Source organism: Chryseobacterium sp. NG-CE01, from assembly GCF_055695505.1.
The window spans coordinates 4,215,843-4,239,855 of record NZ_CM146369.1 but is presented as its reverse complement, the minus strand read 5'-3'; the positions used below and the strand labels follow the sequence as shown (position 1 = coordinate 4,239,855).

21 protein-coding genes are annotated in these 24,013 nt (G+C 36.3%); 11 read left to right on the top strand and 10 right to left on the bottom strand.

Features of this window, described 5'->3' with window-relative positions; genetic code table 11:
- Positions 1-157: 157 nt before the first annotated feature.
- The 5 genes from ACYT6F_RS19335 to ACYT6F_RS19315 form a co-directional block, all read right to left on the bottom strand.
- Positions 158-514 carry a DNA polymerase beta superfamily protein gene (locus ACYT6F_RS19335; protein WP_472599234.1) on the bottom strand — a complete coding sequence of 119 codons (357 nt, stop codon included), beginning with the start codon at positions 512-514 and terminating at the stop codon, positions 158-160.
- 8 nt (positions 515-522) lie between these two features.
- Positions 523-1,272: a nucleotidyltransferase domain-containing protein gene (locus tag ACYT6F_RS19330; protein ID WP_472599233.1), complete on the bottom strand. Its 750-nt coding sequence runs from the start codon at positions 1,270-1,272 to the stop codon at positions 523-525.
- 372 nt (positions 1,273-1,644) lie between these two features.
- Complete coding sequence (locus ACYT6F_RS19325; protein ID WP_472599232.1) at positions 1,645-2,367, bottom strand: hypothetical protein; 723 nt, start codon at positions 2,365-2,367, stop codon at positions 1,645-1,647.
- A gap of 203 nt (positions 2,368-2,570) precedes the next feature.
- A complete protein-coding gene (locus tag ACYT6F_RS19320; RefSeq protein WP_472599231.1) occupies positions 2,571-6,566 on the bottom strand; it encodes a P-loop NTPase in 3,996 nt (1,331 codons plus the stop codon).
- A gap of 59 nt (positions 6,567-6,625) precedes the next feature.
- Positions 6,626-8,008, bottom strand: coding sequence for an RtcB family protein (locus tag ACYT6F_RS19315; protein ID WP_472599230.1), 1,383 nt, complete (start codon positions 8,006-8,008; stop codon positions 6,626-6,628).
- Positions 8,009-8,105: 97 nt separating this feature from the next.
- Between ACYT6F_RS19315 and ACYT6F_RS19310 the strand changes: the two genes are divergently transcribed.
- The 4 genes from ACYT6F_RS19310 to ACYT6F_RS19295 all read left to right on the top strand — a co-directional run bounded on the left by ACYT6F_RS19310 (position 8,106) and on the right by ACYT6F_RS19295 (position 10,143).
- Positions 8,106-8,438 carry a HopJ type III effector protein gene (locus ACYT6F_RS19310; protein WP_472599229.1) on the top strand — a complete coding sequence of 111 codons (333 nt, stop codon included), beginning with the start codon at positions 8,106-8,108 and terminating at the stop codon, positions 8,436-8,438.
- 48 nt (positions 8,439-8,486) lie between these two features.
- Positions 8,487-8,819, top strand: coding sequence for a hypothetical protein (locus ACYT6F_RS19305; protein WP_472599228.1), 333 nt, complete (start codon positions 8,487-8,489; stop codon positions 8,817-8,819).
- A gap of 109 nt (positions 8,820-8,928) precedes the next feature.
- On the top strand, positions 8,929-9,948 hold the full coding sequence (locus tag ACYT6F_RS19300; protein ID WP_472599227.1) for a helix-turn-helix transcriptional regulator: 1,020 nt from the start codon (positions 8,929-8,931) through the stop codon (positions 9,946-9,948).
- Positions 9,949-10,002: 54 nt separating this feature from the next.
- The gene (locus ACYT6F_RS19295) at positions 10,003-10,143 is read left to right on the top strand and encodes a hypothetical protein (protein WP_178337351.1); all 141 of its coding nucleotides are present in this window, start codon (positions 10,003-10,005) and stop codon (positions 10,141-10,143) included.
- Positions 10,144-10,194: 51 nt separating this feature from the next.
- Here ACYT6F_RS19295 and ACYT6F_RS19290 read toward each other — a convergent pair whose 3' ends face one another.
- Positions 10,195-11,379, bottom strand: coding sequence for a DUF1501 domain-containing protein (locus tag ACYT6F_RS19290; RefSeq protein WP_472599226.1), 1,185 nt, complete (start codon positions 11,377-11,379; stop codon positions 10,195-10,197).
- Between the two features lie 21 nt (positions 11,380-11,400).
- On the bottom strand, positions 11,401-12,780 hold the full coding sequence (locus ACYT6F_RS19285) for a DUF1800 domain-containing protein (RefSeq protein ID WP_472599225.1): 1,380 nt from the start codon (positions 12,778-12,780) through the stop codon (positions 11,401-11,403).
- 247 nt (positions 12,781-13,027) lie between these two features.
- Here ACYT6F_RS19285 and ACYT6F_RS19280 point away from each other — a divergent pair, with 247 nt between their 5' ends.
- The 7 genes from ACYT6F_RS19280 to ACYT6F_RS19250 all read left to right on the top strand — a co-directional run bounded on the left by ACYT6F_RS19280 (position 13,028) and on the right by ACYT6F_RS19250 (position 19,986).
- Positions 13,028-13,591 carry a hypothetical protein gene (locus tag ACYT6F_RS19280; protein ID WP_472599224.1) on the top strand — a complete coding sequence of 188 codons (564 nt, stop codon included), beginning with the start codon at positions 13,028-13,030 and terminating at the stop codon, positions 13,589-13,591.
- 114 nt (positions 13,592-13,705) lie between these two features.
- Entirely contained in the window at positions 13,706-14,755 is a 1,050-nt protein-coding gene (locus ACYT6F_RS19275; RefSeq protein ID WP_472599223.1) for a glucokinase, read from the top strand.
- Between the two features lie 135 nt (positions 14,756-14,890).
- Positions 14,891-15,457: a YceI family protein gene (locus ACYT6F_RS19270; RefSeq protein ID WP_472599222.1), complete on the top strand. Its 567-nt coding sequence runs from the start codon at positions 14,891-14,893 to the stop codon at positions 15,455-15,457.
- 78 nt (positions 15,458-15,535) lie between these two features.
- Complete coding sequence (locus ACYT6F_RS19265; protein ID WP_472599221.1) at positions 15,536-16,171, top strand: YceI family protein; 636 nt, start codon at positions 15,536-15,538, stop codon at positions 16,169-16,171.
- Between the two features lie 81 nt (positions 16,172-16,252).
- Entirely contained in the window at positions 16,253-16,894 is a 642-nt protein-coding gene (locus tag ACYT6F_RS19260) for an alpha/beta hydrolase (RefSeq protein WP_472599220.1), read from the top strand.
- Positions 16,895-17,001: 107 nt separating this feature from the next.
- The gene (locus ACYT6F_RS19255; RefSeq protein WP_472599219.1) at positions 17,002-18,345 is read left to right on the top strand and encodes an ammonium transporter; all 1,344 of its coding nucleotides are present in this window, start codon (positions 17,002-17,004) and stop codon (positions 18,343-18,345) included.
- Positions 18,346-18,567: 222 nt separating this feature from the next.
- Positions 18,568-19,986, top strand: coding sequence for an L-serine ammonia-lyase (locus ACYT6F_RS19250; RefSeq protein ID WP_472599218.1), 1,419 nt, complete (start codon positions 18,568-18,570; stop codon positions 19,984-19,986).
- A gap of 89 nt (positions 19,987-20,075) precedes the next feature.
- Here ACYT6F_RS19250 and ACYT6F_RS19245 read toward each other — a convergent pair whose 3' ends face one another.
- The 3 genes from ACYT6F_RS19245 to ACYT6F_RS19235 form a co-directional block, all read right to left on the bottom strand.
- Positions 20,076-20,480, bottom strand: coding sequence for a PH domain-containing protein (locus tag ACYT6F_RS19245; RefSeq protein WP_472599217.1), 405 nt, complete (start codon positions 20,478-20,480; stop codon positions 20,076-20,078).
- Positions 20,481-20,528: 48 nt separating this feature from the next.
- Complete coding sequence (locus ACYT6F_RS19240; protein ID WP_472599216.1) at positions 20,529-21,374, bottom strand: prephenate dehydrogenase; 846 nt, start codon at positions 21,372-21,374, stop codon at positions 20,529-20,531.
- A gap of 277 nt (positions 21,375-21,651) precedes the next feature.
- Positions 21,652-23,934: a cation:proton antiporter gene (locus ACYT6F_RS19235; protein WP_472599215.1), complete on the bottom strand. Its 2,283-nt coding sequence runs from the start codon at positions 23,932-23,934 to the stop codon at positions 21,652-21,654.
- Positions 23,935-24,013: the final 79 nt, after the last annotated feature.

Sequence of the window (24,013 nt, the reverse complement as noted above, 5' to 3'; positions counted from 1 at the left end):
CATGTTAGGCTTTGGTTCGAGGTAAAGATTCCAAATCAAAATTAACTTTGACCGAAATTTAGTATAAGTTTTGGCTAAAGCCGATTGTTTTCTTAATTATTAAAATGGGCTAAAGCCCATTTCTATTGATATTTTTGTTCTGTTTTTTACATCGAACTCACGTATTTAATATTTCTCTGAAAACTCTTTCCATTTCATTCTTATCCAAGTTTCCACCCTTCAGATTTTTAGATCTTTCTTCATTATCCAGTATTGTTTTTTCTAAAAACCCGAAAAGTTCCCAGTCGTTTGGATGGTAGTATGATTCTCCTTTCATGGCTTTTAGGGCGATCAGATTTTCTATTTTTATTCTGGTGAAATCATCTGCCAACACAAGCAGCTCACTGAACAAAACAGGGGGAACCGTTCCTTTTTCCAGTATCCATTTTCCGGTTAATGTTGTTCGGAGGCAGTAGAAATAAGATTTTAGTTTTACTTCGTTGTTTCTGCAGGCTTCGAGATATTTTTTGCTCATGCTCGAACTCACGTATTTAATATTTCTCTGAAAACTCTTTCCATTTCATTCTTATCCAAGTTTCCACCCTTCAGATTTTTAGATCTTTCTTCATTATCCAGTATTGTTTTTTCTAAAAACCCGAAAAGTTCCCAGTCGTTTGGATGGTAGTATGATTCTCCTTTCATGGCTTTTAGGGCGATCAGATTTTCTATTTTTATTCTGGTGAAATCATCTGCCAACACAAGCAGCTCACTGAACAAAACAGGGGGAACCGTTCCTTTTTCCAGTATCCATTTTCCGGTTAATGTTGTTCGGAGGCAGTAGAAATAAGATTTTAGTTTTACTTCGTTGTTTCTGCAGGCTTCGAGATATTTTTTGCTCATGCTCAGATAATGATAGGAAACGGCTATCGGAGAAAAGCACTCATCTGCCAAAGGTTTGAACAGTTCATAAAACTTTTCATTTTTCACATAGATGATAGGAGAGTAAAACCAGCTTAACAAAGCCGCATTTGACTTCAGCAGTAAATGAAAAGTTTTCCTGAGATCCCATCCGGAACCATCCAGATCATCTTCGGTCATGAATTCTATTGTTTCATCCTTATCCCAGGGGGAAAGATACCAATCTTTTTCGTGCCGGTAGATAAAGCGGACATCATAATCGCTGTCCGGAGATGCAAATCCCCAGGCGCGGCTTCCGGATTCTACGGCAAGAAGTATTTCTATACCGCGGTTTTCTTCAACTTCTTTTAGTTTTTCTACTATTTTTGTTCTCATTATTTTAATTTATAATGCAAAGTAAATAGTGATGTGCGCAATGTTTTTACGCTGTATGCCTGATAAAACAATCTAATGTAAACTTACAAGGCGAAAATGTAAAGTTACAGTGGAAGAATGTGAATTTACAATGAAAGAATGTGAATTTACAATGCAAGAATGTGAATTTACAATGGAAGAATATAAAGTTACAATACGAAAAAGTAAAACCACATCGAAAGAATGTAAGGTTGCATCGTGCCATTGTAAAATAATATCGAATAAAAGTAAACTTACAGGGCAAAAAAATAAAGTTACATTTTAAAAATGCAACTTTACTTTGAAAAAATATTGATTTACTGAGCTACAATATTATTCAGACGTAAGCACACATTATTTTCTATTCGTAAATTCTATTGCGGAAACGGTGGTGTATTCCGGGGAAGTGGCTCCGTATAAACTTTTTATGTATTTTTTAATTTTCAGGGTGATGGCATACACTCCGTTTTCTTCCGCATAAAGAATTCTATCACGTTCTATTATTTTGGTGTTCAGCTCAGACTCGGTCTGGTCTACCAACAGGGTTGCCGTTTTCAGTGATTCGTGGTAGTTGCTGAGGTTAGATAACTTTATACTGTCCTCATTAGGCGTGTAAGCGGGTAGGGTAGACAGCATCTGTAACAGAAGGCCGAAATTTTCAGCTTTTGAGGTGAAAGACTGGCGGGAAGTGGATGAGCTTTTGGGCGCTTCTTTATCATTTTTAACCGATGTATTGCTTTTTCCTGAACTGCCCTGAATAGTCTGGACCAAGGATCTTACCTGATCTAAGGTTCCCTTCGGTAAGCCTACAATTTCCAATAGATTGATGATGCTGGTACAGGTTGAACTCAAATTTTTGAAAGCGGTCTGACGTGCAACGATGGCATTTTTATTTGCGCTGCGTTTTTCTCCAACTTCTGTCAGTTTTGCATTGGCCTCGGTGTATAAAGTCTGAAGACTCGCCACTGTAATGTCGGCAATCGGTGGATTGTAAAGGCTGTACGTGGAAACTTGCTGGATCATTTTCTGAAGGTTCGCTACATTTTTAGCGTGACCTACTTCTGAGGTGCTTGACATATCAATTGTGTTTCGTTATTAATGCTTCAAATATAAAAATTATTTTGAAAGTGTGGTAGGTTTGTTTGGGTATTTTGATTGTCAATATGTTATGTTAAGTGGGGTAACCAAAAAGACCGGAATTGCTTCTGGTCTTTTGCTGGCATATGAGTCTTGATTGTGACTGTTGTATTTATTGGTAGTGGGTATGAGCGAGTATGTAACTATTTTTTTAAATTATCTATATCAATTTTACCTAAAATATTAGGCTTTGATATTTTAACAAAGCCACTGTAAGAAATTTTATCTGTAGGTAAGGATAAGTCTTTAATTGTTTTAATTGCAGGCTCATTTACTTTAATTTCTATGTTAGTAGTATTCCTGCTAACATCTTGCCTTTTAACATGCCATGCATGTAGTCCATCATATCTGAAGCTTATGAAAAAAGTCACTTTTAGTGTTTCATCTTTTCCTTTTTCAAATTTACCTATAGCAGGAACAAAAAAAGCTTCTAATCCACATTTTAATTTTATTGTTCCTTTCTGTCTTCCGTCGATAACAGTTATTATTCCTTCAACATCTTGCAATTTAGAATCATCTTCAAAAAGTTTTGAATCTTCATTCTTAATAGAACCCAATACTGAATAGTTCAAAATTCTTTTTGCTCCAAAACCTTTTCCTAGCCACTCAAAATTAAACTTATCGTTAGTAGTTATTTCTTTAGATTCTTTAATGTAATTAATAGTTTTATCTAATTGTATTTTATTAAGCGAATCACCAGATTCAATCAAACTGATTGCATTAAATACGTATAAATAATATGTTGCTTCAATACGAGAAATTTTATTAGAATTACAGTTATCATACCATATTTTTATTTTATTAATTACTTCATCTAAGCTTAATGACATCGAACTATGCCGAATACATTTTAGCCAAATCTTATAATTACTTGAATTTTCTGGTTGATCATGGATGTTACTATTAATTAATTTTAGAATTTCATTTCTTTCATAATCGCTAAGTAAAGACCATGCTAAATCCATTTTTTTAAAGTCATTTCCAACCTTAGATACTAAAGTTGAATAAACAAACATTTTTCTAAAATATGGTCTACTTGAATTTTGAGCTGTTTCAGACAATTGCTTATATTTATCGATTGATTTTGAAATATTTCCCAAAAGTCTGAATGTTTTTGCTTCCCCGTCCTCAATCATTGTTCTTGCTGTTCTCATATGTTTTGCGTTGTCCATATCTGTCGATAATTCAATAATATAATTAGCTTCTTCAATCAGTTCCAAAATTTTATTTAATTGACTTTCATACCAACTATTCTCACTCATCATCAAAAATGAGTGCATACTATAATCAGGATAAAGTTTTTCCTTTGCAAAATTTATCACTCGTATTAACATTTGAATTTCAGCAGTATGACAATGCAAGTTATCAGAACGTATTTCCTTGCTGTTGAAGAAAAATATTTGTGCTTCTTCCGTTTCGTCTTTTATCCATTGAAAGAAATTATCAAATTCAGAGGGCTCTAATTGCAAACTATTATTTATTCTAAACTCAATATTTCTGCGATTGCACATTCCTTTTAGATGCCAGAGATTATAGTCATTATGACCTAACATTATTGCTTCTGAAATTTCACTCTTAGCCAAATCCAAATCCTCTTCACTTTCTTGTTTTTCAAAGAGAAATCTACCGTAATGAGCTCTAAAATGCGCTTCGTTTGGATAACTTGTTGTTAGTTTTTTTAATACTAATTTTTGTTTACTCGAATCCTTAACATCATATATAAATTGAGAAAACTTGTTTTGAGATTCATCAATATTATCTAAGCCTATAGCATCTTCGTTATTTCTTAACAAAAACATTTTTTTGAAAGCAATTCTTATTTCATCTATAAGAAATTCATTACTTTCTCTACATTCCTCAATAAACATTATAGCCCACTCTGATAGAAAATCTTTCCAATTATCTTTTCCATTAGGATCTAATGCAACTGAAATAATATTTTTTGCAAATTGATTAAATCGAGGTCTCCAAAAACCAGTATAATCTCCATCGTCATTCTTTTCTCTAATTAATAACTTATTAATTCCAAAGTCGAATCCTACTTTCAATTCTTTAGTAAGGGATTTTTCAACGAATTTCTTATAAAACCAATATTCAGAAGTGCTTCCTTGTGTGTAATAATAATACAAACAAGTAAATACTACGAATTCCTTTTGATTTTGTGGTATTTTATTGAAATAGGTTTGTACATAATTGATAATTTTATTTTTCGAAAACTCATCTTCAAAAGCTGTGAGGGAAAAATCTATAACTTCACATTCTGAAGGCTGTAACTGGCTTAATTTTTTTAGAGATAATATTTTGGTAGGAATATTTAAACAAAATTTATTTATAAATCTTTCTCTTTCATCAATCGATATCATTGTGTCTTTCAAATAAACTTCAGAAGGTTTGGTTTTTAAATTCTTAGGGATTGAATAAAACCTTTGTATATAAAGGTAGACAATATGTTTTTTCGACGCATTATTTTCTCGAATCATCGCATTCAAATCATTCAAATTTATATTGTGTGATTCAACAATAGCTAAAATTGGTTTTTTTGATAATTCAGACAAATCGAATAAACCTTGATTAGTGATGTTTTTATTGTACTTATTAATAACAACAACAGGATATCTTTCTTTAAATTTAAAAGCCATTTTTCGCGCTAATGTTGTGCCACCACTTCCAGGACTGTGTAGAAGGTCAATAATTGGCCCTTTAGCACTCTGCTTTGTTAAATATGATTCAATTTTATCAGCAACTTCTCTCTCTATATCTCGTCTAACTTCTATTTCATTAGCGATTTCACTCCAATTAATGACACCACCTTGGTAAAAATGTAGTGGCGAATTTTCCTTATTGTCTGTAAGGTGAATTGTTTTGTGTACTATCTCAATGTTTTTCTCCAAAAAAGTTAGATATGATTTTTGAATATCTATTAACATATCTTTATCATCTATTTTTGCTGGAATCTGTATCGCTTTATTATCTAAAATTTTAGATTCAATAAACGAATCAACTAATTTAACAAAATCTGGGATTGATAAATCTAAGATAGATATATTCTCAAATTTTTCTGAAATTGAAAAAAATTTATCTTGATCATCTGATAAAATAATAATATTAAGTAGGGCATCAGGATATTTGTCAGATATAATTTCAATAATTTTTTCTACATAAGTTATTTCGCTTGAAAGTACAAAAAGATTTACATTTGAAATACTAGATTGATTAACATATTCTTCGACAACTTTCTCAATTAGCGATATGTATTTCTTACTTCGCCATTCTTTATAATTTTCAATTAGAGTACTATCTAATCCAGCAATACCTGCACAAAAGATCCAATTAATTGAATGCTTTGACGAACTTGATAAATTTTTTTGCTGTAATTGCTCTATACTGATTGGTCTCAGATTTTTATTTTTGTTTACACTGAAAGAAAGAAACAAACCACTATTTTTTGAATCAGAATCAAAGTCGAAGATAATGTTCCAGTTTATTTTTGATAAAGCTAATAATTGGTTGGATGATAAGTTATCAAATTTTTTTGGTGCTACTAGAAAATTTTGGGTACTGGAGTCAAAATTGTTCGAAAGATTTCGTAATTGTTCCCAAGTATTATTTTGCATATTAGTAATCACGCTAATATTACTGTTTAAGTTTAAAGCCATCAAAATTTCTTGTGAAACCTCGATATTTAGAATTTCTTTCCAAAACCAATTGACCAGTTTTTTAAAATTAATAATACAATACTCAATATCATCACTAGTTGGATTATCATTTTTGTCTGTATTGTCATGAGATGCTTGATTACCTCCAAATCTTAATTCATCAAGTTTATGAAATATTGCAGTGTTTTTCTTAGCTTTATTACTATACCATTTATTTTCTTTGCATGCATCAATTAAAGCGTGAAGATCCAATGATTTTTGATTCCCTGAATTAACTGTAAAATTGTGATAATTAATTTCACCATTAATAATTTTTAGACCAGTGGATTCACCTTTGTTTTTTATTATAATTATCTTACAAATCGCTTCACATGCTTTACGAATACTATTAAGTGCACTGTCGTCATCAGATTTTGCGTAATTAAAAGATTTTAAAATATGCTGTTCAAGATCTTTTATTTTTTCGTTAATTTTGATATTCATGATTGTTGAAAGTTTTTTTTAAATATATGAAATTTTATTAGTTGAAAAATTATTAAAACCTAAGCCTTTTTAAACTTCTTCTTTTTCTTCCACGGCGCATTCTTCTGAACATCACCTGCCATGATACATCCGTAAGGCATCACTTCATCCAGCACTTCACACAATCCGTATTCTTCGATCTGTGCCCGTACATTTTTGGCGCTTTTATAAGCCGTTGGAAGTTCTGAAATATCAATATCATTCGTAAAGAAACGGACATCCAGTCCCTGGGTTTCTTCTGCGAAAACTTCTTCAATCGTTTTATGGGCCAACGATTTTTTATGCTGGGTTCTGCTGAAATTTCTTCCTGCTCCATGCGGCGCAAAACCAAGATTTCTTTCATTCGTTGTTCCCTGTACAATCAGAACCGGTTCTGCCATATTCAGTGGAATAAGCCTTGGTCCGGTAATATCCGGTAAGAATTTATCATCCAATGGTGTTGCTCCTTTCGCGTGGTAGAACAGATCTCCGTCTCGGAAAACGAAATTATGCTCATTCCAGTACCGGTCTTCTTTCTCGATGTTCATTTTGTTTAAAACGGCATCATGAATGGAGGTGTGGTTTTCCTTGGTCCATTGTCTGATCAGCTGCAAAGCTTCCCAATATTGTTTTCCTTCTTCTGTATCATAGGGAATCCATGCGTTTTCCTTCAGCGTTTCCGGGGAAATTTCCATCCTGAATTTGTTGGCCACTTTCATTCCTTTATCATACAAAGCCGCACCCGGAGCTCTGGAACCGTGATGTGTTACCAACATGGTGTTTCCGGTATTTTTTGAAATTCCGACGAACAGGAAATGGTTTCCGTCTCCCTGTGTTCCCATATGCGAACGGGCAATGCTGATCAGTTTTTCATCATTCAGGAAGTCATTTTCCCTGAAAGCATCCATTAATTCCTGAGACATTGGCATCTGTTCACCTCTCGGTCTTCCTCCGTATCCGAAATGGGTAACGGAATGGGCGGTATCTAACACTTCTTTAGGATCTGTCTTCCCAAAATCCGTCAACATGACCGAACAGCAGATATCCGCGCTATGAAATCCCGGATGAATGGCATTTTTTGCCACAACCACGCCTCCGACAGGAATATGTCCTTCAGGACCTGTAGGACAGGCATCCGGCATGATTGCTCCGTGAAGCAGGGTTGGTGTTTTCATCAGTACATTCATCGTATTGATTACTTTTTCTACGTTGTCATTTTCGCTTTCGTGTTCGGCTCTGATGTTAACAATAAAATCTTTGGCCGTTTCATGAAGCGGAATCTGTTCAGGCTGCTTAAATTGTTCCAGGTATATTTTGATTTGATGTTCGTCTAAATTATTTTCATTAATGAATTCGATCGCTTCTTTAAACCATTTTGAAGGTCTGTATCCTAATTCGATTAAATTGTTTCCGTTAAATTCCATGTTCTTATCTTTTGTTGATGCAAAGTAAGCGTACAAGTGTGCAATCTTTTTGCGCAGATGGGATTATTTTGATTATTTTTGAGAAAATTTAGATAAAATGTTGTTTGAACAGTTAGAAAACGCGCCCGAGGAAATTCAGTTTAAGGATGTCATTGCTTTTATTGACGAGCATTATGATTTCACCCCTACAAGATTCACCAATGGAAATACAGTAAATGAAGCCAATCAGAACAACGGTTCGTGCAAAGTGTTTAGTTTTGCGCAACTGCTTGATTTAAGTAAACAGGAGACCCTGAATCTTTTCGGAGAATTTTACAGGGAAGATGTATTAAAAAATCCGGACGGAAGCGATCATCAGAATATCAGAAACTTTATGGAATTTGGATGGGACGGAGTTTCTTTTGACGGAAAGGCTCTGCAAAGAAAATAGAAATTTATATATAGGATTTATAGCTCTTTCGAGAAAAGCCAATTGTAAATGAGGTACAGACAAGAGAAAATATTATGCAATGGAAACTTCAGGCTTATTACAGAAATGAATGAGTTTAGAATGTCGTTATGGATTAACGGTTTCGGATTGGAAAATGCAGCGACAGGTGAAGAAATTCTTCCACTAATTTCCCATTTTAATCTTGATACTATTGAAGAGGTGAATGAAGAGATTTTGAGAATAAAGTTTAGGATTTATCCTGATGGTTCAACATATTATTCAGTCGAGGTAAATCCATTTTCTAAAAGATTTGAATATGAAGGAAGGATTTATTCAACCGATCATTTTTATAAAACCATTACAGGAAAAGATTTCAGGTAAATACGGTTAGGAAACTCCACCTTATTTTTAATTTTTGGTGGAGAAACCTTATAGGTTTTTAAAACCTATAAGGTTTGACCTGAAATAAGCACTCACTAATTTAAAAACAATGTCATCCAACAAAAACGCCCTGATCCGCTACAAAACGCTGGATAAATGCTTAAAAAACAAATTCAGGAAATACACGCTGGAAGATCTTATCGATGAATGTTCTGAAGCATTGTTCGAGTACGAGGGGAAAGAATCTTTTGTAAGCAGACGCACGGTGCAGCTCGACCTGCAGAATATGCGCAGTGAAAAATTCGGGTATGAGGCTCCGATTGAAGTATACGAAAGGAAATATTACCGATACAGCGATCCCGATTACAGCATTCACAATATTTCCGTGAATGAAAGTGACCTGAAAGCAATGAATAATGCAGTACAGATTTTGAAGCAGTTCAAAGATTTTTCCATGTTCAAAGAAATGAACGGGGTCATCCAGAAACTGGAAGATTCAATTCATGCAACCCATCACAAATCAATTATTCACCTGGATAAAAACGAACAGCTGAAAGGCTTGGAACATATCGATATTCTTTATGAGAGCATTGTCAGCAAAAAGGTGCTTCGTATTTTATATAAAAGCTTTACAGCAAGAGAAGCTAATATTTTTACTGTTCATCCACAGCTTCTAAAAGAATACAATAACCGCTGGTTCTTAATATGTGTTTACAAAGGAAAAATGTACAACCTTGCTCTGGACCGCATGGAGCATGTAGAATTTGAAGAAAGAGCGGAATACATAGACCGAGATCTGGACGGAGATGAGTACTTCAGGGATATCGTAGGCGTAACCGTTTCCGGGACAATGAAACCCCGTAATGTCGTTTTTTTTGTGGATGCCTCCAATGCGCCTTATGTAAAAACAAAACCATTTCATAAAAGTCAGGAAATCGTTAGTGAAACAGAAGAAGGGACGGTGTTTAAAATCTGTGTGCAGATCAACTACGAACTGGAGCGTCTGTTATTAGGCTTTGGCGAATGTCTTATCGTGCATCAGCCAAAGAAACTGAGAATGAGAATGCAGGAGAAGTTCAGAGCGGGATTTAATAATTATAATAACCTGGATTTAGAAGGTGGGGACTAGAACAAATTCTTTGTGGCTTGGAAATTGTATTACCCAAAATACAAAAATAATAATATGAAATCAAGAATATTAAAAGCTGTGGTAGCAGTGGTGGCACCTTTGGTGATAGAATTTGTAATTAAAAAAATCGCCGAAAAATTTGATGAAAAACCGGCAGAAGATAAAAAACGCGTTCCCGTACAAAACTGGGAGTAGTTAGATTTAATATTGTGAAAAAAGAGGCGTTATGAACAACAGCCTCTTTTTTTATATAAAATCGTAAACTCCGTTTTTCCAGCCAAGTACTTTAGAAGAATCAGCTTTAAGCCAGTTTTTAAGAATAGTTGCATAAACTTTCCTGAAATCTTCGGTATAAATAAGATCTCCCTGATTCAGCTTTGTGAGATCTGGTAGCGCATTGAGCATCCCTTTTTTCTTCAGTCCGCCACTGATAAAAAACATCTGGTTGGCTGTACCATGATCGGTACCTTTGCTTGCGTTCTGGGCAACCCTTCTTCCGAATTCTGAAAACGTCATCAGTAAAATATTATCAAAAAGTCCGTTACTTTTCATATCTGCTACAAATGATTTAACCGCTTCATTAATATCATTGAACAACTTTTGCTGTCTTTCATTTTGATTGACGTGCGTATCAAAACTTCCGATGGAAAGATAATAAACCCTTGTGTTAATATCAGATTTAATTAAAGAAGCAACCGTTTTAAAGTCTTTTCCGAGCTGTGAATTGGGGTAGGATTGTGTTGTTTTTTTAGCCTTGCTTTTTTCAAAAATATAATCGGCATTGTTGATGGTGGAACCCAGCGTCTGATAGAGATAGGAAACCGTTTCGTCGTCATGGTGATGATCGTACAGCGATTTGAAATATTTTTCCTGGCTGGTTTGGTACAGTCTTTTCGGATCTTTAAAGGCAAAAGCTTTATTTTTTTCACCTTTCAATGCAAGACTGAGCATGTCGTCTACTTCCAAAGCCTGGGTAGGATGCTCACAACGGTAACATTCTTCGTCGAGAAACCTTCCGAGCCAGCCGGTGTCCAGGTATTCATCGCTTTTGCTGGCGGAATGCCAGATATCCATGCTCCTAAAATGGGATTTATCCGGATTCGGATATCCTACATTGTTCATAACCGAAAGTTCGCCGCTGTCATACAGTTCTTTAAAATAAGGAAGAGCAGGGTTAATCCCCGTTTCATCATTCAGAGTCAAAGAATTATTAATGGCAATGCTGTTTCTTTCTTTAAAATAAATGTCATTCCGCACCGGAATAATCGTATTGAGACCGTCATTTCCTCCTGTAAACTGCAGAACGATCAAAATCTTTTGGTCAGGCTCAAGCGCTTCGTCGAACGTCATCGCTTTAAGGAAATTCGGCATCAGTAATGAGGCGGTTGCTAACGAGCTTATTTTTAGGAATTCTCTTCTTTTGATTAACATAAGGCTTGGTTTTAGGTTACATTACATCAACTGATATTCAGGAGTGCACATCAGATTAATAATGTTCATTTTAATACTGTTGTCGGAGAAATTTTTCACAGAATTCATATCCAATGATTTTGAGTTCTGTATCAGATACTCTTCAGGATTTTTTCCGTTAAAAACTTTTTCCACACGTTGCCAGTCGATCGTAATATTTGGATTTTTAAACGCTTTATTCATTGCATTTTCCTTAGATTTCATTCCCATTTCGATGTCATCATCCGGCCGTGGACTGTATTCCAAAGGCCGTAATCCCGACCAGATCTGGGGAATCTGAAGCCTTAACATCAACGTAGAGCTGTCGATCCAGGATTTTCCGTTTGGCCAGCCCGCGACATTAGGCGGATACAAAAGCATCTGTCCCAGTAATTTCTGGTAAACAATGAGATTTTCCGGATTCTGAATGTTCATCGGTAATGTACGCATGATTCCGGCCATCAGTTCTATCGGTGACTTTATTCTGTTGCCGATATTCTTCTGATCATAAAACCATGAGCTTGAAAATATTTCGATCATCAGTTTCCGTATATCATAACCGGATGTATAGAAATGTTCTGCAAGTTGGTCTACAATGACCTTATCTTCATTTTCATTGACAAAGAAACGGTAAATTTTTACGGTTATAAATCTGGCTGTTGCTTTTTGTTCAAGAATAATATCTAACACATCATTTCCCGTAAAGTTACCGGTTTTGCCTAAAAATGTTTTTAATTCTTCATCGTGAAGCTTTTTTCTTTCCTGGAAATTTCCTTCTTTATCATAACCCCAACCCGTAAAAGCTCTTGCGCCTTCCCGGATGTCTTTTTCCGTATAATTTCCTCTGCCCATGGTGAACAGCTCCATTACTTCCCGTGCAAAATTTTCGTTGGGGTGGTCTTTCTTATTTTGCTGGTTATTAAGAAAAGCAAGCATAGCAGGAGCTTTGCTTACTTCAAATAAAAGATCTCTGAAGTTTCCCAGCGCATTTTTTCGGATTACATTAAGGATTTGCCTGTTGAATTTCGGATTCAGTACTCTTGATGCGAAATGTCCGTGCCAGAAAAAAGCCATTTTTTCTCTTAACTGCCCGGTGCCGGTTACCATTTTATAAAGGAAGTTAAGATTCAGCTCCTCATTCTGTTTTCGGTTGATCTTTTGGATTTCTTTTCTTTTTTCTGCAGGAGATCTATCGTTCATATAATCCACAATTTCGGTATCGGGCGTATCATAATTGACATCGGTAAAAACCTCTTCTTTCAGCAGATCATCCAGAAAGGCTTTTGAACTTTTGTTTTTGAGGTCATCAAGCTGGTTAATTCCTGCGCCAAAGCCTGCGCGCCATAGAAGATGTTTATTTCGGATAACTGACTCAATCGCCATAGCTATTTTTGTATTTTGGATCTTGTTATGATAATAATGTTAAATAGAACAACGGTTAATAATTGTTAATAGTATGGACTGGTAAGTTTATGACAATGGCAGTTAAACAAGCATTTAATTTTTAATTAAATTTAATGAATTGAAAATCATTATTTTGCATTTCTGACAGAGAGCTAATCTTTAAAAGGTACCTTTATTGGCACGATTTTTACAGTTTTCAGCTTAGTAAAATTAAAAAATCAGAGTTATGAAAATGTTAAAACATGCAATTTTATTTGCCGGAATTTTTACTGCTGGAGCTTTGAGTGCGCAGAGTGCACAGATGAATAATATGATTAAAGTAGGAGCAAATGTTGGTTTAGCAGTTCCTTCTGATAATACATCAATGGCAGTAGGTGTGGATGTGGCATACCAAAACCTGGTGACTCCGGGATTCGGATTAGGTATCGCAACCGGATATACCCATTATTTAGGAAAAGATAACAACGGATACAGCAATAACGATGTAGGGGTAGTTCCTGTGGGTGCGCTGATCAGAATTTATCCGAAACAGACAGGTTTCTATTTTGGGACTGACTTAGGATACGGTTTCCTTGTTGGTGATGATAAGGTAGCTTCTAATGCTTCTCTTGACAGACCGGATGGCGGTTTTTATATCAAGCCTGAGATCGGATATCATAACCAGGACTGGAACTTTTTCGTGCAGTACCAGAAAGTATTTGTAGGAAGCAAAGGAGATTTGCCGGGTCAGGACTATAATGTTGGCAACCTGGGTGTAGGATTTTCCTACAACATTCCATTAGGAAAGTAGTTAGATTTAAATATAAGCAATTATTAGCCAAACCTTTTCGAGTTTTTGAGAAGGTTTTTTATTTCTAACGAAAATTTACGAAAAGTATTATTATATTTGATAAAATTTGAGGTTATGATTTTGAATCCGAAATTTCCGCTTTATTTACCAGGAGCAAAAAATGCTGGCAATGATAATATATCAATCATTGGCGCAAACCTTCGTGAAGATATTACCACTTTAGGTCATTTTATTTCCGCCAACGGAGGCCTTGAGATTAAAATCCAAAACAGTTATCCAACCAAAGAATATGCTTCATTTGCAGACATTTTAAGGAAATTTATCCAGCATAATATGCTGGAAAATGTAAAGAGACTTGCTGTGGCTGTACCCGGGCCGGTGATCAACGGGAAAAGTAATCCGATACGACTGGGGTGGAATCTCGATATTGAAGATTTTAAAAGAGATTTTAATTTTGAAAGAGCAGATATGCTTAATGATCAGGAGGCTTCAGCTTACGGTATGGGACTTCTGGAAGATTCCGATCTTGATCCCATCTACACCAGCGGAAATCTGGAAAAAGGAAATGTTGCCATCCTTGCTCCCGGAAACGGGCTTGGAGAAGCAGGGTACTTTTTCGACGGTAAATACATTAGACCTTTCGCAACCGAAGGCGGACACTCCGAATTCTCCCCGAGAACGAATGTAGAGGTAGAATTCTACCAGTTCCTGAACAATATCTATGGAATTGTAAGCTGGGAAAATGTATTGTCCAAAACAGGATTATTTAATATCTACCGTTTTTTAAGAGACGTAAAAAGACATCCCGAACCCGAATGGCTTGCCGAAAGACTGTCAGAAGGAAATTTCGTACAGGAATTGTATAAAGCTGCGGTAGAAGATGATGTCCTGATCTGTAAAATCGCGTTAGATACTTTCCTTGAGTTTCTTGCAAGAGAGGCGAATAACCTTACCTTAAAACTGAAAGCAACAGGAGGATTGCTGATCTCCGGGGATATCCCTCAGGAAATAAGAACCTATATTGATAAGGATAAGTTTTACGAAAAATTCAAGATCAGTGATAAAATGGAAGAAATGCTAAGAAACATTCCTATTTATCTCAATAAAAATGAAAATACAGCTTTGAATGGCGCAGCGCTATACACTGCTTATTATCAAGACTAACTTTAAGCTCCGGATTTCCGGAGTTTTTTATTTATAAAAATTATTGCATTAATTGATATACATCAATGAAATCTATCGTTTCTGTTGATTACATTTGCATCAGTAAATAATAAACAAGCAAATAATTTTTTATCAATGAAAAAAATATTCCTATTAGCAGTTTTAGCGAGTGGTTTGGCATTCGGACAGGCAAAAAAAGTAGTAAGCTCTGATGTTCAGTGGTGGGGTTACAAAATCGCAAAATCTGAAGCGAGTTCTCACAACGGAACTGTAAAAGTGAAATCCGGTGAAATGGTAATGAAAGGAAATCAGTTGGTTGGCGGTAATTTTGTGCTGGACATGACGTCTATCAACGCAACCGATCTTTCAGGCGAATATCAGCAGAAGCTGAACGGACACCTTAAAAACGGAGATTTCTTTGAGGTAGAAAAATATCCTACTGCAACTTTCAAAATTACAGGTGTGAAAAAGAATAATGATAAAGTATACAATTCTTTGGTAACAGGTAATTTAACGGTGAAAGGAAAAACAAACGCGATTTCTTTCCCTGCAAAAATTACGTATGCCAACGGAACAGTAAGCTTAATGTCAAATAAATTCTCAATCGACAGACAAAAATTTGATGTTGCATACAAATCTACCATGCAGGATGTTCTTGTGAAAGATGACATGGATTTGCAGGTAAAAGTAACAGCAAAATAATTTAATCAAAAAAAGATTGTTAAAAGTGTAGAAGTTCTACACTTTTTTTTATTTTTGTTGAATTGTAAATAAAAAAGAATGAAAAGATTACTATTGTTTGCTATGATGTGTGTATGCATGTCATTTGTTTTCGGTCAGAAGAAAGGAGATAAAGTGGTAAAAGTAACATCCTCGGAGATCAGATGGTGGGGATATAAAGTAGTGAAAACAGTTCCTACAACACACTCAGGAACCGTAAAGCTGAAAAGCGGGAAATTTACTTTTGATAAAACCGTTCTTGTAGACGGAGAATTTGTGATCGATATGAAATCCATCATGGCGGGTGACGTTTCAAGTCAGGATGAAGACATGGTAAAATTGACGAATGATCTTAAAAGCACCAATTTCTTTGAGGTTAAAAAATTTCCGCTGGCAAAATTCCATTTAACCAAGATTATTCCGCTGGCAAACAGTGGGTACAACTCTACGGTTTATGGTGATGTAACGATAAAAGGAGTAAGAAAAACAATAACTTTCCCTGCAAACGTTTATATTACACAGTTTACAGTAGTGATAGAATCTGCAAAGTTCTCTCTGAACAGACGGGATTTCAAAGTATTCTACCAGTCTTCTCTTAAAGATTATTTTATTAAAAACGAAATGGATATTCAATTTAAGATTTCTACGGAAAAACTGGATAACGAAAACAGGACTCCTGTGAAAAAGAAAAAGTAAGACTTCAGTCTTTCTATAAATCAATGAGCGATTTCTTCTGAAGCCGCTCATTTTTTTGTCTTAATTTTTTATTTTAGTACTATGAAAATATATGTAGTAAGCGGTCTCGGCGCAGATTTTAAGGTGCTGGAAAAAATACAGTTCCCAAAACAGCATGAAGTTGTCTTTATCGACTGGCTGATTCCCGAGCAGGATGAAGAATTCCTGCATTATGTTGAGAGAATGGCTGAAAAAATTGATGATTCGGAGCCGTTTTACTTGTTGGGATATTCCTTTGGCGGAATTCTGGTACAGGAAATAAATAAACTGAAGCCTGCCAGGAAAGTAGTCATCCTGGGCAGCATCAGATCGGATAAGGAAAAATCAGTACTCATAAAAACCGGACAGTTTACCAAAATTCCAAAGTTTTTACCTGTGAAGTTTTTTAATGAAAAAACAACCAATATCTATTCGATGTTCAGAAGGTTTTTTGATCCTAAAAATCCTAAAATCCTACAGTATTTTCAGGTGCGGGATCCGTATTACCTTAAATGGTCTATTGAAAAAATATCCGACTGGAAATTTGATGAAGATCCCAATGTCATACAGATTCTCGGAGATAAAGACATTGTTTTTCCTATTAAAAACTGTCGCCCCGATTATATCATCAAAGGCGGAACTCATCTTTTTCCTGCAACTAAATCTAAAGAAGTCTCAAATATTTTAAAAGGGGTGTTTGATTAATTTATTATCAAAATTTAAAGCATGCTATATTTTTTTAGGGGGTTTAAAAATATTTTATATGTTTTTAAAAATTTATGCTTACTTTTGGAGGGGTAATACATAAATTTATGACAGTTGGTTTAAAATGGATTGTTTCCTTCTCCATTATAACATTGGTTGCGGTGGGCGGTTTATTCTGGAGTCCTATTGCAGATTTTCCGAATACCGGAGAATTCCTCAGTGAAGATAAAATTGTTGGCGCCGATGTCGCCTGGATTCTTGCTGCTGCCGGTTTGGTTTTACTTATGACTCCCGGACTCTCTTTCTTTTACGGAGGAATGGTAGGAAAGAAAAACGTAATTTCAACCATGCTGCAGAGTTTTATTGCACTGGGAGTAATTTCTATTCTGTGGGTGGTGATCGGTTTCTCGCTATCCTTTGGAGATTCTATTGGCTTTACGATCAATGGAGAACATTACGGAATTATAGGTAACCCGATGAGCTACCCGTTTTTCAGCAGGGTAGGAGTTCTGCCTCATAAACAGATGGCCTCTACTATTCCGTTTATTCTTTTTGCTTTATTTCAGATGAAATTTGCCGTGATAACGCCTGCTTTGATCACCGGATCTTTTGCCGAGCGGGTACGTTTTATCTCGTATCTTTTGTTCATGGTGCTTTTCAGTATCTGTATTTATACGCCGCTTTGTCATATGGTTTGGCATCCAGACGGATTGCTGAATAAATATTTCGGCGTGAAAGACTTTGCAGGAGGAACGGTCGTTCATATGAGCGCGGGTTTTGCGGCACTTGCCGGTGCAATGGTTGTAGGAAACAGAAAAAGGCCACATCATGAGCCCTCTAATATTTCGTATGTTTTATTGGGAACGGGAATGCTTTGGTTCGGATGGTTCGGTTTTAATGCCGGTTCTGCACTTAGTGCCAATGCTACTGCAGCCACAGCATTCGGAACAACAACGATCGCCTCTGCTTCTGCGATGATGACCTGGATTTTCTTCGACCGTATCAATAAAAGAAAAGTTTCTGCTTTGGGAGCCTGCATCGGTGCAGTGGTAGGCTTAGTCGCGATCACGCCGGGATGTGGTTATGTTTCTGTTTCAGAAAGTTTATTTATCGGATTTATTTCTGCAATTGTTTCTAATATGATGATGAACTGGAAAGCGCTGAAAAAAATAGACGATACGCTTGATGTCTTTGCCTGTCATGGTGTCGGCGGAATTATGGGAATGATCCTCACTGCGATTTTTGCTCACGGCGAAAATGCAAGCCTTCTTCATGGCGGCCCTGAAATTTTTGCCCATCACATGGCTGCATTGTTATTGGTTTCCATATTTACCTTTTTCGGATCATTGCTTTTATATAAAATTACCAACAGAATAATTACACTGAGGGTTTCGGAAGAATCAGAAAATCTCGGACTGGACATTTCTCAGCATGAAGAAAGTCTTTGCTGAAAGTGAATAATGAGGTGAAAGTGAAAGTTCAATATTGAATCTATTAGGTTTAAATTTAAAATTAAACTCCGAAAGCATATTGACTATTCATCATTGATATAAAAAAAATCTACTAGTGTTCATATAGTTTTAATTAGAAAGCCGGAGCTGATTTTTCATCTCCGGCTTTTGCATTTGGATTTATCATGTATCTTTGCGTTAAAGAAAAGGAAGAATTTCTATATGGAATCAATATCGGTTTTTGAAATCATAAAAGTGGGAATTGGCCCGTCCAGCTCACACACAATGGGACCCTGGAATGCGGCTTCTGCATTTATCAGGATTATAAAAAGGGAAAGGTCAATTGCGGAAGTGAAAGAAGTTTTCCTTGAGTTTTTTGGCTCTTTGGCTAAAACAGGTATCGGACACGGAACCGATATTGCCGGAATGCTGGGTTTAAATGGTGAAGATTTTAAAACCATTGATACCACAAAAATTGATGAAAAAATAGCTGAAATAAAAAGCTCGCAAAAAATTAATCTCGGAGGCGAAAAAGAAATTCCTTTTATTTACGGCCATCATCTGGTATTAAATATGAAACAGTCGCTGGATTATCATCCTAACGGAATGATTTTCAAAGCTATTTTCGATGACGGAACCGAGCTTGTGCAGGACTTCTATTCCGTAGGAGGAGGTTTCATCATGAGCCAGGAAAAAAAATCTATCGAAAAGCACTGCATCCGTACCTTGTATCCTTGTCATAAATCTTCGGATATTGTAAAATATTGTGAAAAACTGGGGCTTACAAAAATTTCGGATCTTATTCTGATGAATGAAGAAAGCTGGAGAACACAGGAAGAGACCAGACAGGAAGCATTATATATCTGGCAACAGATTAAAGAATGTATTTATAAAGGTGTTAATAAAGAAGGTGTGCTTCCGGGAGGATTAAATGTTTCACGCCGTGCTGCAGGAATCAACAGAAAATTATTAGGAGATAAGATCTATAAAAATAAAGATGAATGGTTCACGCAGGTAGTAGACGCAGAAGAAAATTTCACCAATATCAACAAATGGATTTCGTGCTTTGCACTGGCGGTGAATGAAGAAAACGCAAGCTTCGGAAGAATTATCACTGCTCCTACAAACGGCGCGAGCGGCGTTATTCCTGCCGTGCTGATGTATGCTCAGGCTTTTACACCTTTTACAAGTGAAGATGATATCGTACGTTTTTTGCTGGTAGCAGGGGAAATCGGAACTTTATTCAAGAAAAATGCAACTATTTCTGCTGCGATGGGCGGCTGTCAGGCTGAAGTCGGGGTCTCTTCGGCAATGGCCGCGGCAGGACTTACCGAAATTCTCGGCGGCAGTGTCGGCCAGGTTCTTATGGCTGCAGAAATTGCCATGGAACATCATCTGGGAATGACCTGCGATCCGATCAAAGGTTTGGTTCAGATTCCGTGTATCGAACGCAATACAATGGGCGCCATAAAGGCGATTACCGCTGCTAATATCGCATTGGAAAGTGATCCTGCGAAAGCAAAGGTAAGTCTGGACCAGGTTATTCAGACCATGTGGGAAACCGCTTTGTCTATGAACGACCGCTTTAAGGAAACTTCCGAAGGCGGACTGGCGATTGCGGTAAATGTAGCGGAGTGTTAAGGTTGGTTAATTTATAAAGAATAAAAATCCTCAGTATGAAATATTTCTGAGGATTTTCAATTAATACTGTAATTTAGGTTACTTTAAAGTTAGTTTTTCACCGTAATACCAGGATTTACCGCAAGAAGATCCCGTTCAAAATCATTAAAATCCTTTGGCGAAATAACAATACTTCCGGACTGGTAATAGATTTCTACCCTGCCCATAATCGAAGGGGCAGGAGACGAAATCATATTCCAGGTTTTTTCTATTTTATAAATGTCTTTAATGCTGATTTTTGTTGTGCCGAATATTGAATTTTTGACATATAAAAAGTCAGAATCCAGCTGATAACGAATCGTATATATTAGAAATAATATCACAGCGATAACAGAAGAAGGTACGAAAACTATTTCCCAATTGTTGTTTCTGATTTCTGAAATAACAGGAAAAAATATAATACAAAAAACAGGAATAAAAAGTTCCCATCCGATTCTGACAGGTATATTTTTCATAATTAAATTTGCTTTTAACAAATGTAAGAAAGGATTAATTATCAAACATTATTTATCTAAAATTCCCCTGATCTTATTGGCGTTGGAAATCAATTCTTCAAGATACCCGTAATTTTCTTTTTCTAAGGCCGACTTAAATTTTCTTAATTGAGAGATATGCTCGTTGAGCACATCCAGAACATTTTCTCTGTTTTGCTTAAAGATGGGCACCCACATTTCCGGGTGTGACTTTGCCAGCCGGACAGTGCTGGAAAATCCCGAGCTTGCCAGCTGGAAAATGGTTTCTTCCTCACGTTCTTTTTCCAGAACAGTATTAGCAAGTGCGTAGGAAGTGATATGAGAAATATGTGAAATATAAGCTGTGTGAACATCATGGTCTTTCGCGTCCATATAGATCAAATGCATATCAAGGTTTTCAACAATTTGTTCCACGGTTTCAAGGGCATCTTCGGAAGATTCTTCTCTATTGCAGATAACTCCGGCTTTTCCGGCAAAGCTTTCTGAAACAGCAGATTTCGGACCGCTGTTTTCCGTTCCCCACATCGGGTGAAAGGCGACAAACCTTGATCGGTTTGGATGATTTTTTACGGCTTGTACAATTCCTGCTTTTGTAGATCCCGTGTCCATTACGACCTGCCTTTCTGTAATGAGATCCAGAATCTGCGGAAGGAGTTGCCGGGCAGCATCCACCGGAATCGCAAGAATGATGAGATCGGAATTTCTGATTCCATATTCAAGATCTGCATGGGCATCAATAATATTTAATTTCAGCGCTTCATTCAAATGGTCAGTGTTGTTATCGATTCCATAAATAAAGTCTGCTATTCCTTTTGATTTCAGTTTTAAGGCAATTGATCCGCCGATGAGGCCTGTTCCTACAATACTTATCTTCATTATTTAAATTTAAAAATAAAAAACCCCGTCCGGGGACGAGGTTATGTTTATCTATACAGAAATCCTTTATCCCAAATCTGAGCTAAAAATTTCATAATAATATGTTCCGATATTTATCATCACAACACGAAGATAGGTAAATTTTTTTAATTGAAATTAAGAAAATGAATGGTGAATTTTGATTTATAGGTCAATTGTCAATTTGTAAATTTGCGTGATGATAACAAGTTAATTTGCAAGAAGCTAATTGCCTTTTGAGATTCACCATTCACTTTTACTAAGGATTGCTGATGATCAACGTGGAAGGAATATCCGAAAGCCAGAGACTTTTACTGTCAATCAGATTTTTCCAGCTTTTATTGCTGATCAGCATCAGGTCCTGAGAAGTGAGAAATTCTTTTTCAATTTTCTTCTCGTTATATAAAGTGATGTGATTGGGGGCTACCTGCTCAATACTCCTGATGAGTTCTTTTACTTCGATATTGCTTCGGATCTGTCCGGCAACATCAAGGATGATAATCTGGGAATTGTTATTGTTGATGAGCCTTTTGGCATATTCAAGGAGATAAAAATCGCTGAGATTAAATATCGGAACGAATACTTTATCTGCGGCGCTGAAATTTTTATCCACCATAATCCCTACCGGAATATTGGTTTTATCTAAAATCTGAAGGGTAAAATCGTCAAAAGGAGATGTGTTGAAGATATTGCCTTTCCCTTTTACGGTATTGAGCAGTTTTTCAGGATTAATGATTTTAGTCGTGAAACCTAAAAGCCTTCCCAGCAAACTTCCTTCATACATTGATTTTCCAAGCATAATAAGCAGGAGATCATAGTTTCCTTTATTTGAGATCTGGGTAAGATCGCTTTCGATATCGGTAGAAGCTTTGAAATGAGTGGTGATTTCCAGGTTAAGTTCCTGAGAGGTTTCGATTACATTCCGGAACTGTTCGTTTTCATATTCATTGATATCATAAGCATGCATTTCGTTTACCGGGGCAATATTGATAGCGGTTATGCTTTTATTGGCATTCATTTTCTTGGTAAAATCGTGTGCAAGCTTCAGCAGAGTGCTTGCCGATTCGGGATTATCGAAGGAAAGCAGAACTCTGTATCGGGCAGCATCACTGTCATTACTTTCATCTTCTGTTTTTTTAGATTTAAAAATAAAATTGATGAAATCCAGCGCCGGTCCCGTCATAAAAGTGGTAAATAAGGCCATAATGACCATCATGGCAAAGATTTCGGGACTTAAAACGCCAAGATCATATCCTATATTCAGGACAATTAATTCCATCAGGCCCCTTGTATTCATCAATGCTCCGATGGTTAAACTTTCTTTCCAATTGATGCCTAAAAATTTTGCTGTTAATGCGCTGCCGGCAAATTTTCCTATAACAGCAGTTAGGATAATAAAGCCTGCTGTGATCCAGAGATGCCCGTCATTCAAAAGTCCGATCTGTGTACGAAGTCCGGTGAAAACGAAGAATAAAGGAAGCAATAGAACAAGTGCAACATCTTCTACCTTATCAATAAACATGGTTCGGAATTTTGCGTTTTCCGGCATAATGGCACCAGCCATAAAAGCACCGAATAATGCATGAATACCAATGACTTCCGTAATGTATGCCGAAAGGATTAATGTTAAAAAAAAGATAGCGACCATCGGTCTGTTGATCGTATTTTTACCGGCCTGCAGATCTCCGATTCTTTTTAAGAACGGCCTTACGATTTTTATCATCAAAAATACATAGGCTATCGCCATTAAAATCACATAAATAGAACTGGCAAAAGACCCGGCCTTTACAATAGCAATTACCGCTGCCAGAATACACCATGCGGTAATATCATCTGCTGCGGCACAGGTAATAACTACCGTTCCGAGCTTGGTTTTCTGAAGGTTTCTTTCCTGAACGATCCTAGCCAATACCGGAAAAGCAGTAATGCTCATAGCAATCGCAATGAATAGAGCAAAAGAGGTAAACTGGATTCCGTCCGGAGCAAATTCACGATAAATGAAATAAGAAAGACCTACTCCCAGCGCAAAAGGAATGATAATACTGGCGTGGCTGATTACTACGGCATCATGTGCTTTCTTTCTCAGTACGCTGAGATCAAGCTCCATTCCTACGATGTACATAAAGAGAATTAGACCGATCTGGCTTAAAAACTGTAAATTTCCCAGTGATTCTTTCGGAAAGAGGAATGCAGAAAATTCAGGAAAGTACATTCCTACAAGGGAAGGCCCCAAAACGATTCCCGCAATCATTTCACCGATTACGGATGGCTGCTTGATCTTGATGCAGATCCACCCGAAAAGCCTTGCGACAAGAATAATGGTAACAATCTGCGCCAGGAGCAGCGCTAACGGATGATGTAGGTTTTCAAGGAAAGATTCGGTGAAACTTTCCCACATGGTAAAACCCGTGTTTTTGGAAGGTGCGATATTTTCCCCTATTTCCAGTGTTTTTCCTTCAACAAAAAACCAGTACATCAGCATCGAAAAGACCGCAATGGTGCTGAGGTAAAAAATAATATTCCTATATTTTCCAAGTTTCATACTCCGTTTTTTTGCAAAATTGGTAAGAATAAAATTATAACGAATATTATTATTTTCTAAATGTAATGAAAGCAATAAA

Coding starts and splice junctions, on each gene's coding strand:
- ACYT6F_RS19335 (WP_472599234.1), bottom strand. CDS start 514: ATGAGCAAAAAATATCTCGAAGCCTGCAGAAACAACGAAGTAAAACTA.
- ACYT6F_RS19330 (WP_472599233.1), bottom strand. CDS start 1,272: ATGAGAACAAAAATAGTAGAAAAACTAAAAGAAGTTGAAGAAAACCGC.
- ACYT6F_RS19325 (WP_472599232.1), bottom strand. CDS start 2,367: ATGTCAAGCACCTCAGAAGTAGGTCACGCTAAAAATGTAGCGAACCTT.
- ACYT6F_RS19320 (WP_472599231.1), bottom strand. CDS start 6,566: ATGAATATCAAAATTAACGAAAAAATAAAAGATCTTGAACAGCATATT.
- ACYT6F_RS19315 (WP_472599230.1), bottom strand. CDS start 8,008: ATGGAATTTAACGGAAACAATTTAATCGAATTAGGATACAGACCTTCA.
- ACYT6F_RS19310 (WP_472599229.1), top strand. CDS start 8,106: ATGTTGTTTGAACAGTTAGAAAACGCGCCCGAGGAAATTCAGTTTAAG.
- ACYT6F_RS19305 (WP_472599228.1), top strand. CDS start 8,487: ATGAGGTACAGACAAGAGAAAATATTATGCAATGGAAACTTCAGGCTT.
- ACYT6F_RS19300 (WP_472599227.1), top strand. CDS start 8,929: ATGTCATCCAACAAAAACGCCCTGATCCGCTACAAAACGCTGGATAAA.
- ACYT6F_RS19295 (WP_178337351.1), top strand. CDS start 10,003: ATGAAATCAAGAATATTAAAAGCTGTGGTAGCAGTGGTGGCACCTTTG.
- ACYT6F_RS19290 (WP_472599226.1), bottom strand. CDS start 11,379: ATGTTAATCAAAAGAAGAGAATTCCTAAAAATAAGCTCGTTAGCAACC.
- ACYT6F_RS19285 (WP_472599225.1), bottom strand. CDS start 12,780: ATGGCGATTGAGTCAGTTATCCGAAATAAACATCTTCTATGGCGCGCA.
- ACYT6F_RS19280 (WP_472599224.1), top strand. CDS start 13,028: ATGAAAATGTTAAAACATGCAATTTTATTTGCCGGAATTTTTACTGCT.
- ACYT6F_RS19275 (WP_472599223.1), top strand. CDS start 13,706: ATGATTTTGAATCCGAAATTTCCGCTTTATTTACCAGGAGCAAAAAAT.
- ACYT6F_RS19270 (WP_472599222.1), top strand. CDS start 14,891: ATGAAAAAAATATTCCTATTAGCAGTTTTAGCGAGTGGTTTGGCATTC.
- ACYT6F_RS19265 (WP_472599221.1), top strand. CDS start 15,536: ATGAAAAGATTACTATTGTTTGCTATGATGTGTGTATGCATGTCATTT.
- ACYT6F_RS19260 (WP_472599220.1), top strand. CDS start 16,253: ATGAAAATATATGTAGTAAGCGGTCTCGGCGCAGATTTTAAGGTGCTG.
- ACYT6F_RS19255 (WP_472599219.1), top strand. CDS start 17,002: ATGACAGTTGGTTTAAAATGGATTGTTTCCTTCTCCATTATAACATTG.
- ACYT6F_RS19250 (WP_472599218.1), top strand. CDS start 18,568: ATGGAATCAATATCGGTTTTTGAAATCATAAAAGTGGGAATTGGCCCG.
- ACYT6F_RS19245 (WP_472599217.1), bottom strand. CDS start 20,480: ATGAAAAATATACCTGTCAGAATCGGATGGGAACTTTTTATTCCTGTT.
- ACYT6F_RS19240 (WP_472599216.1), bottom strand. CDS start 21,374: ATGAAGATAAGTATTGTAGGAACAGGCCTCATCGGCGGATCAATTGCC.
- ACYT6F_RS19235 (WP_472599215.1), bottom strand. CDS start 23,934: ATGAAACTTGGAAAATATAGGAATATTATTTTTTACCTCAGCACCATT.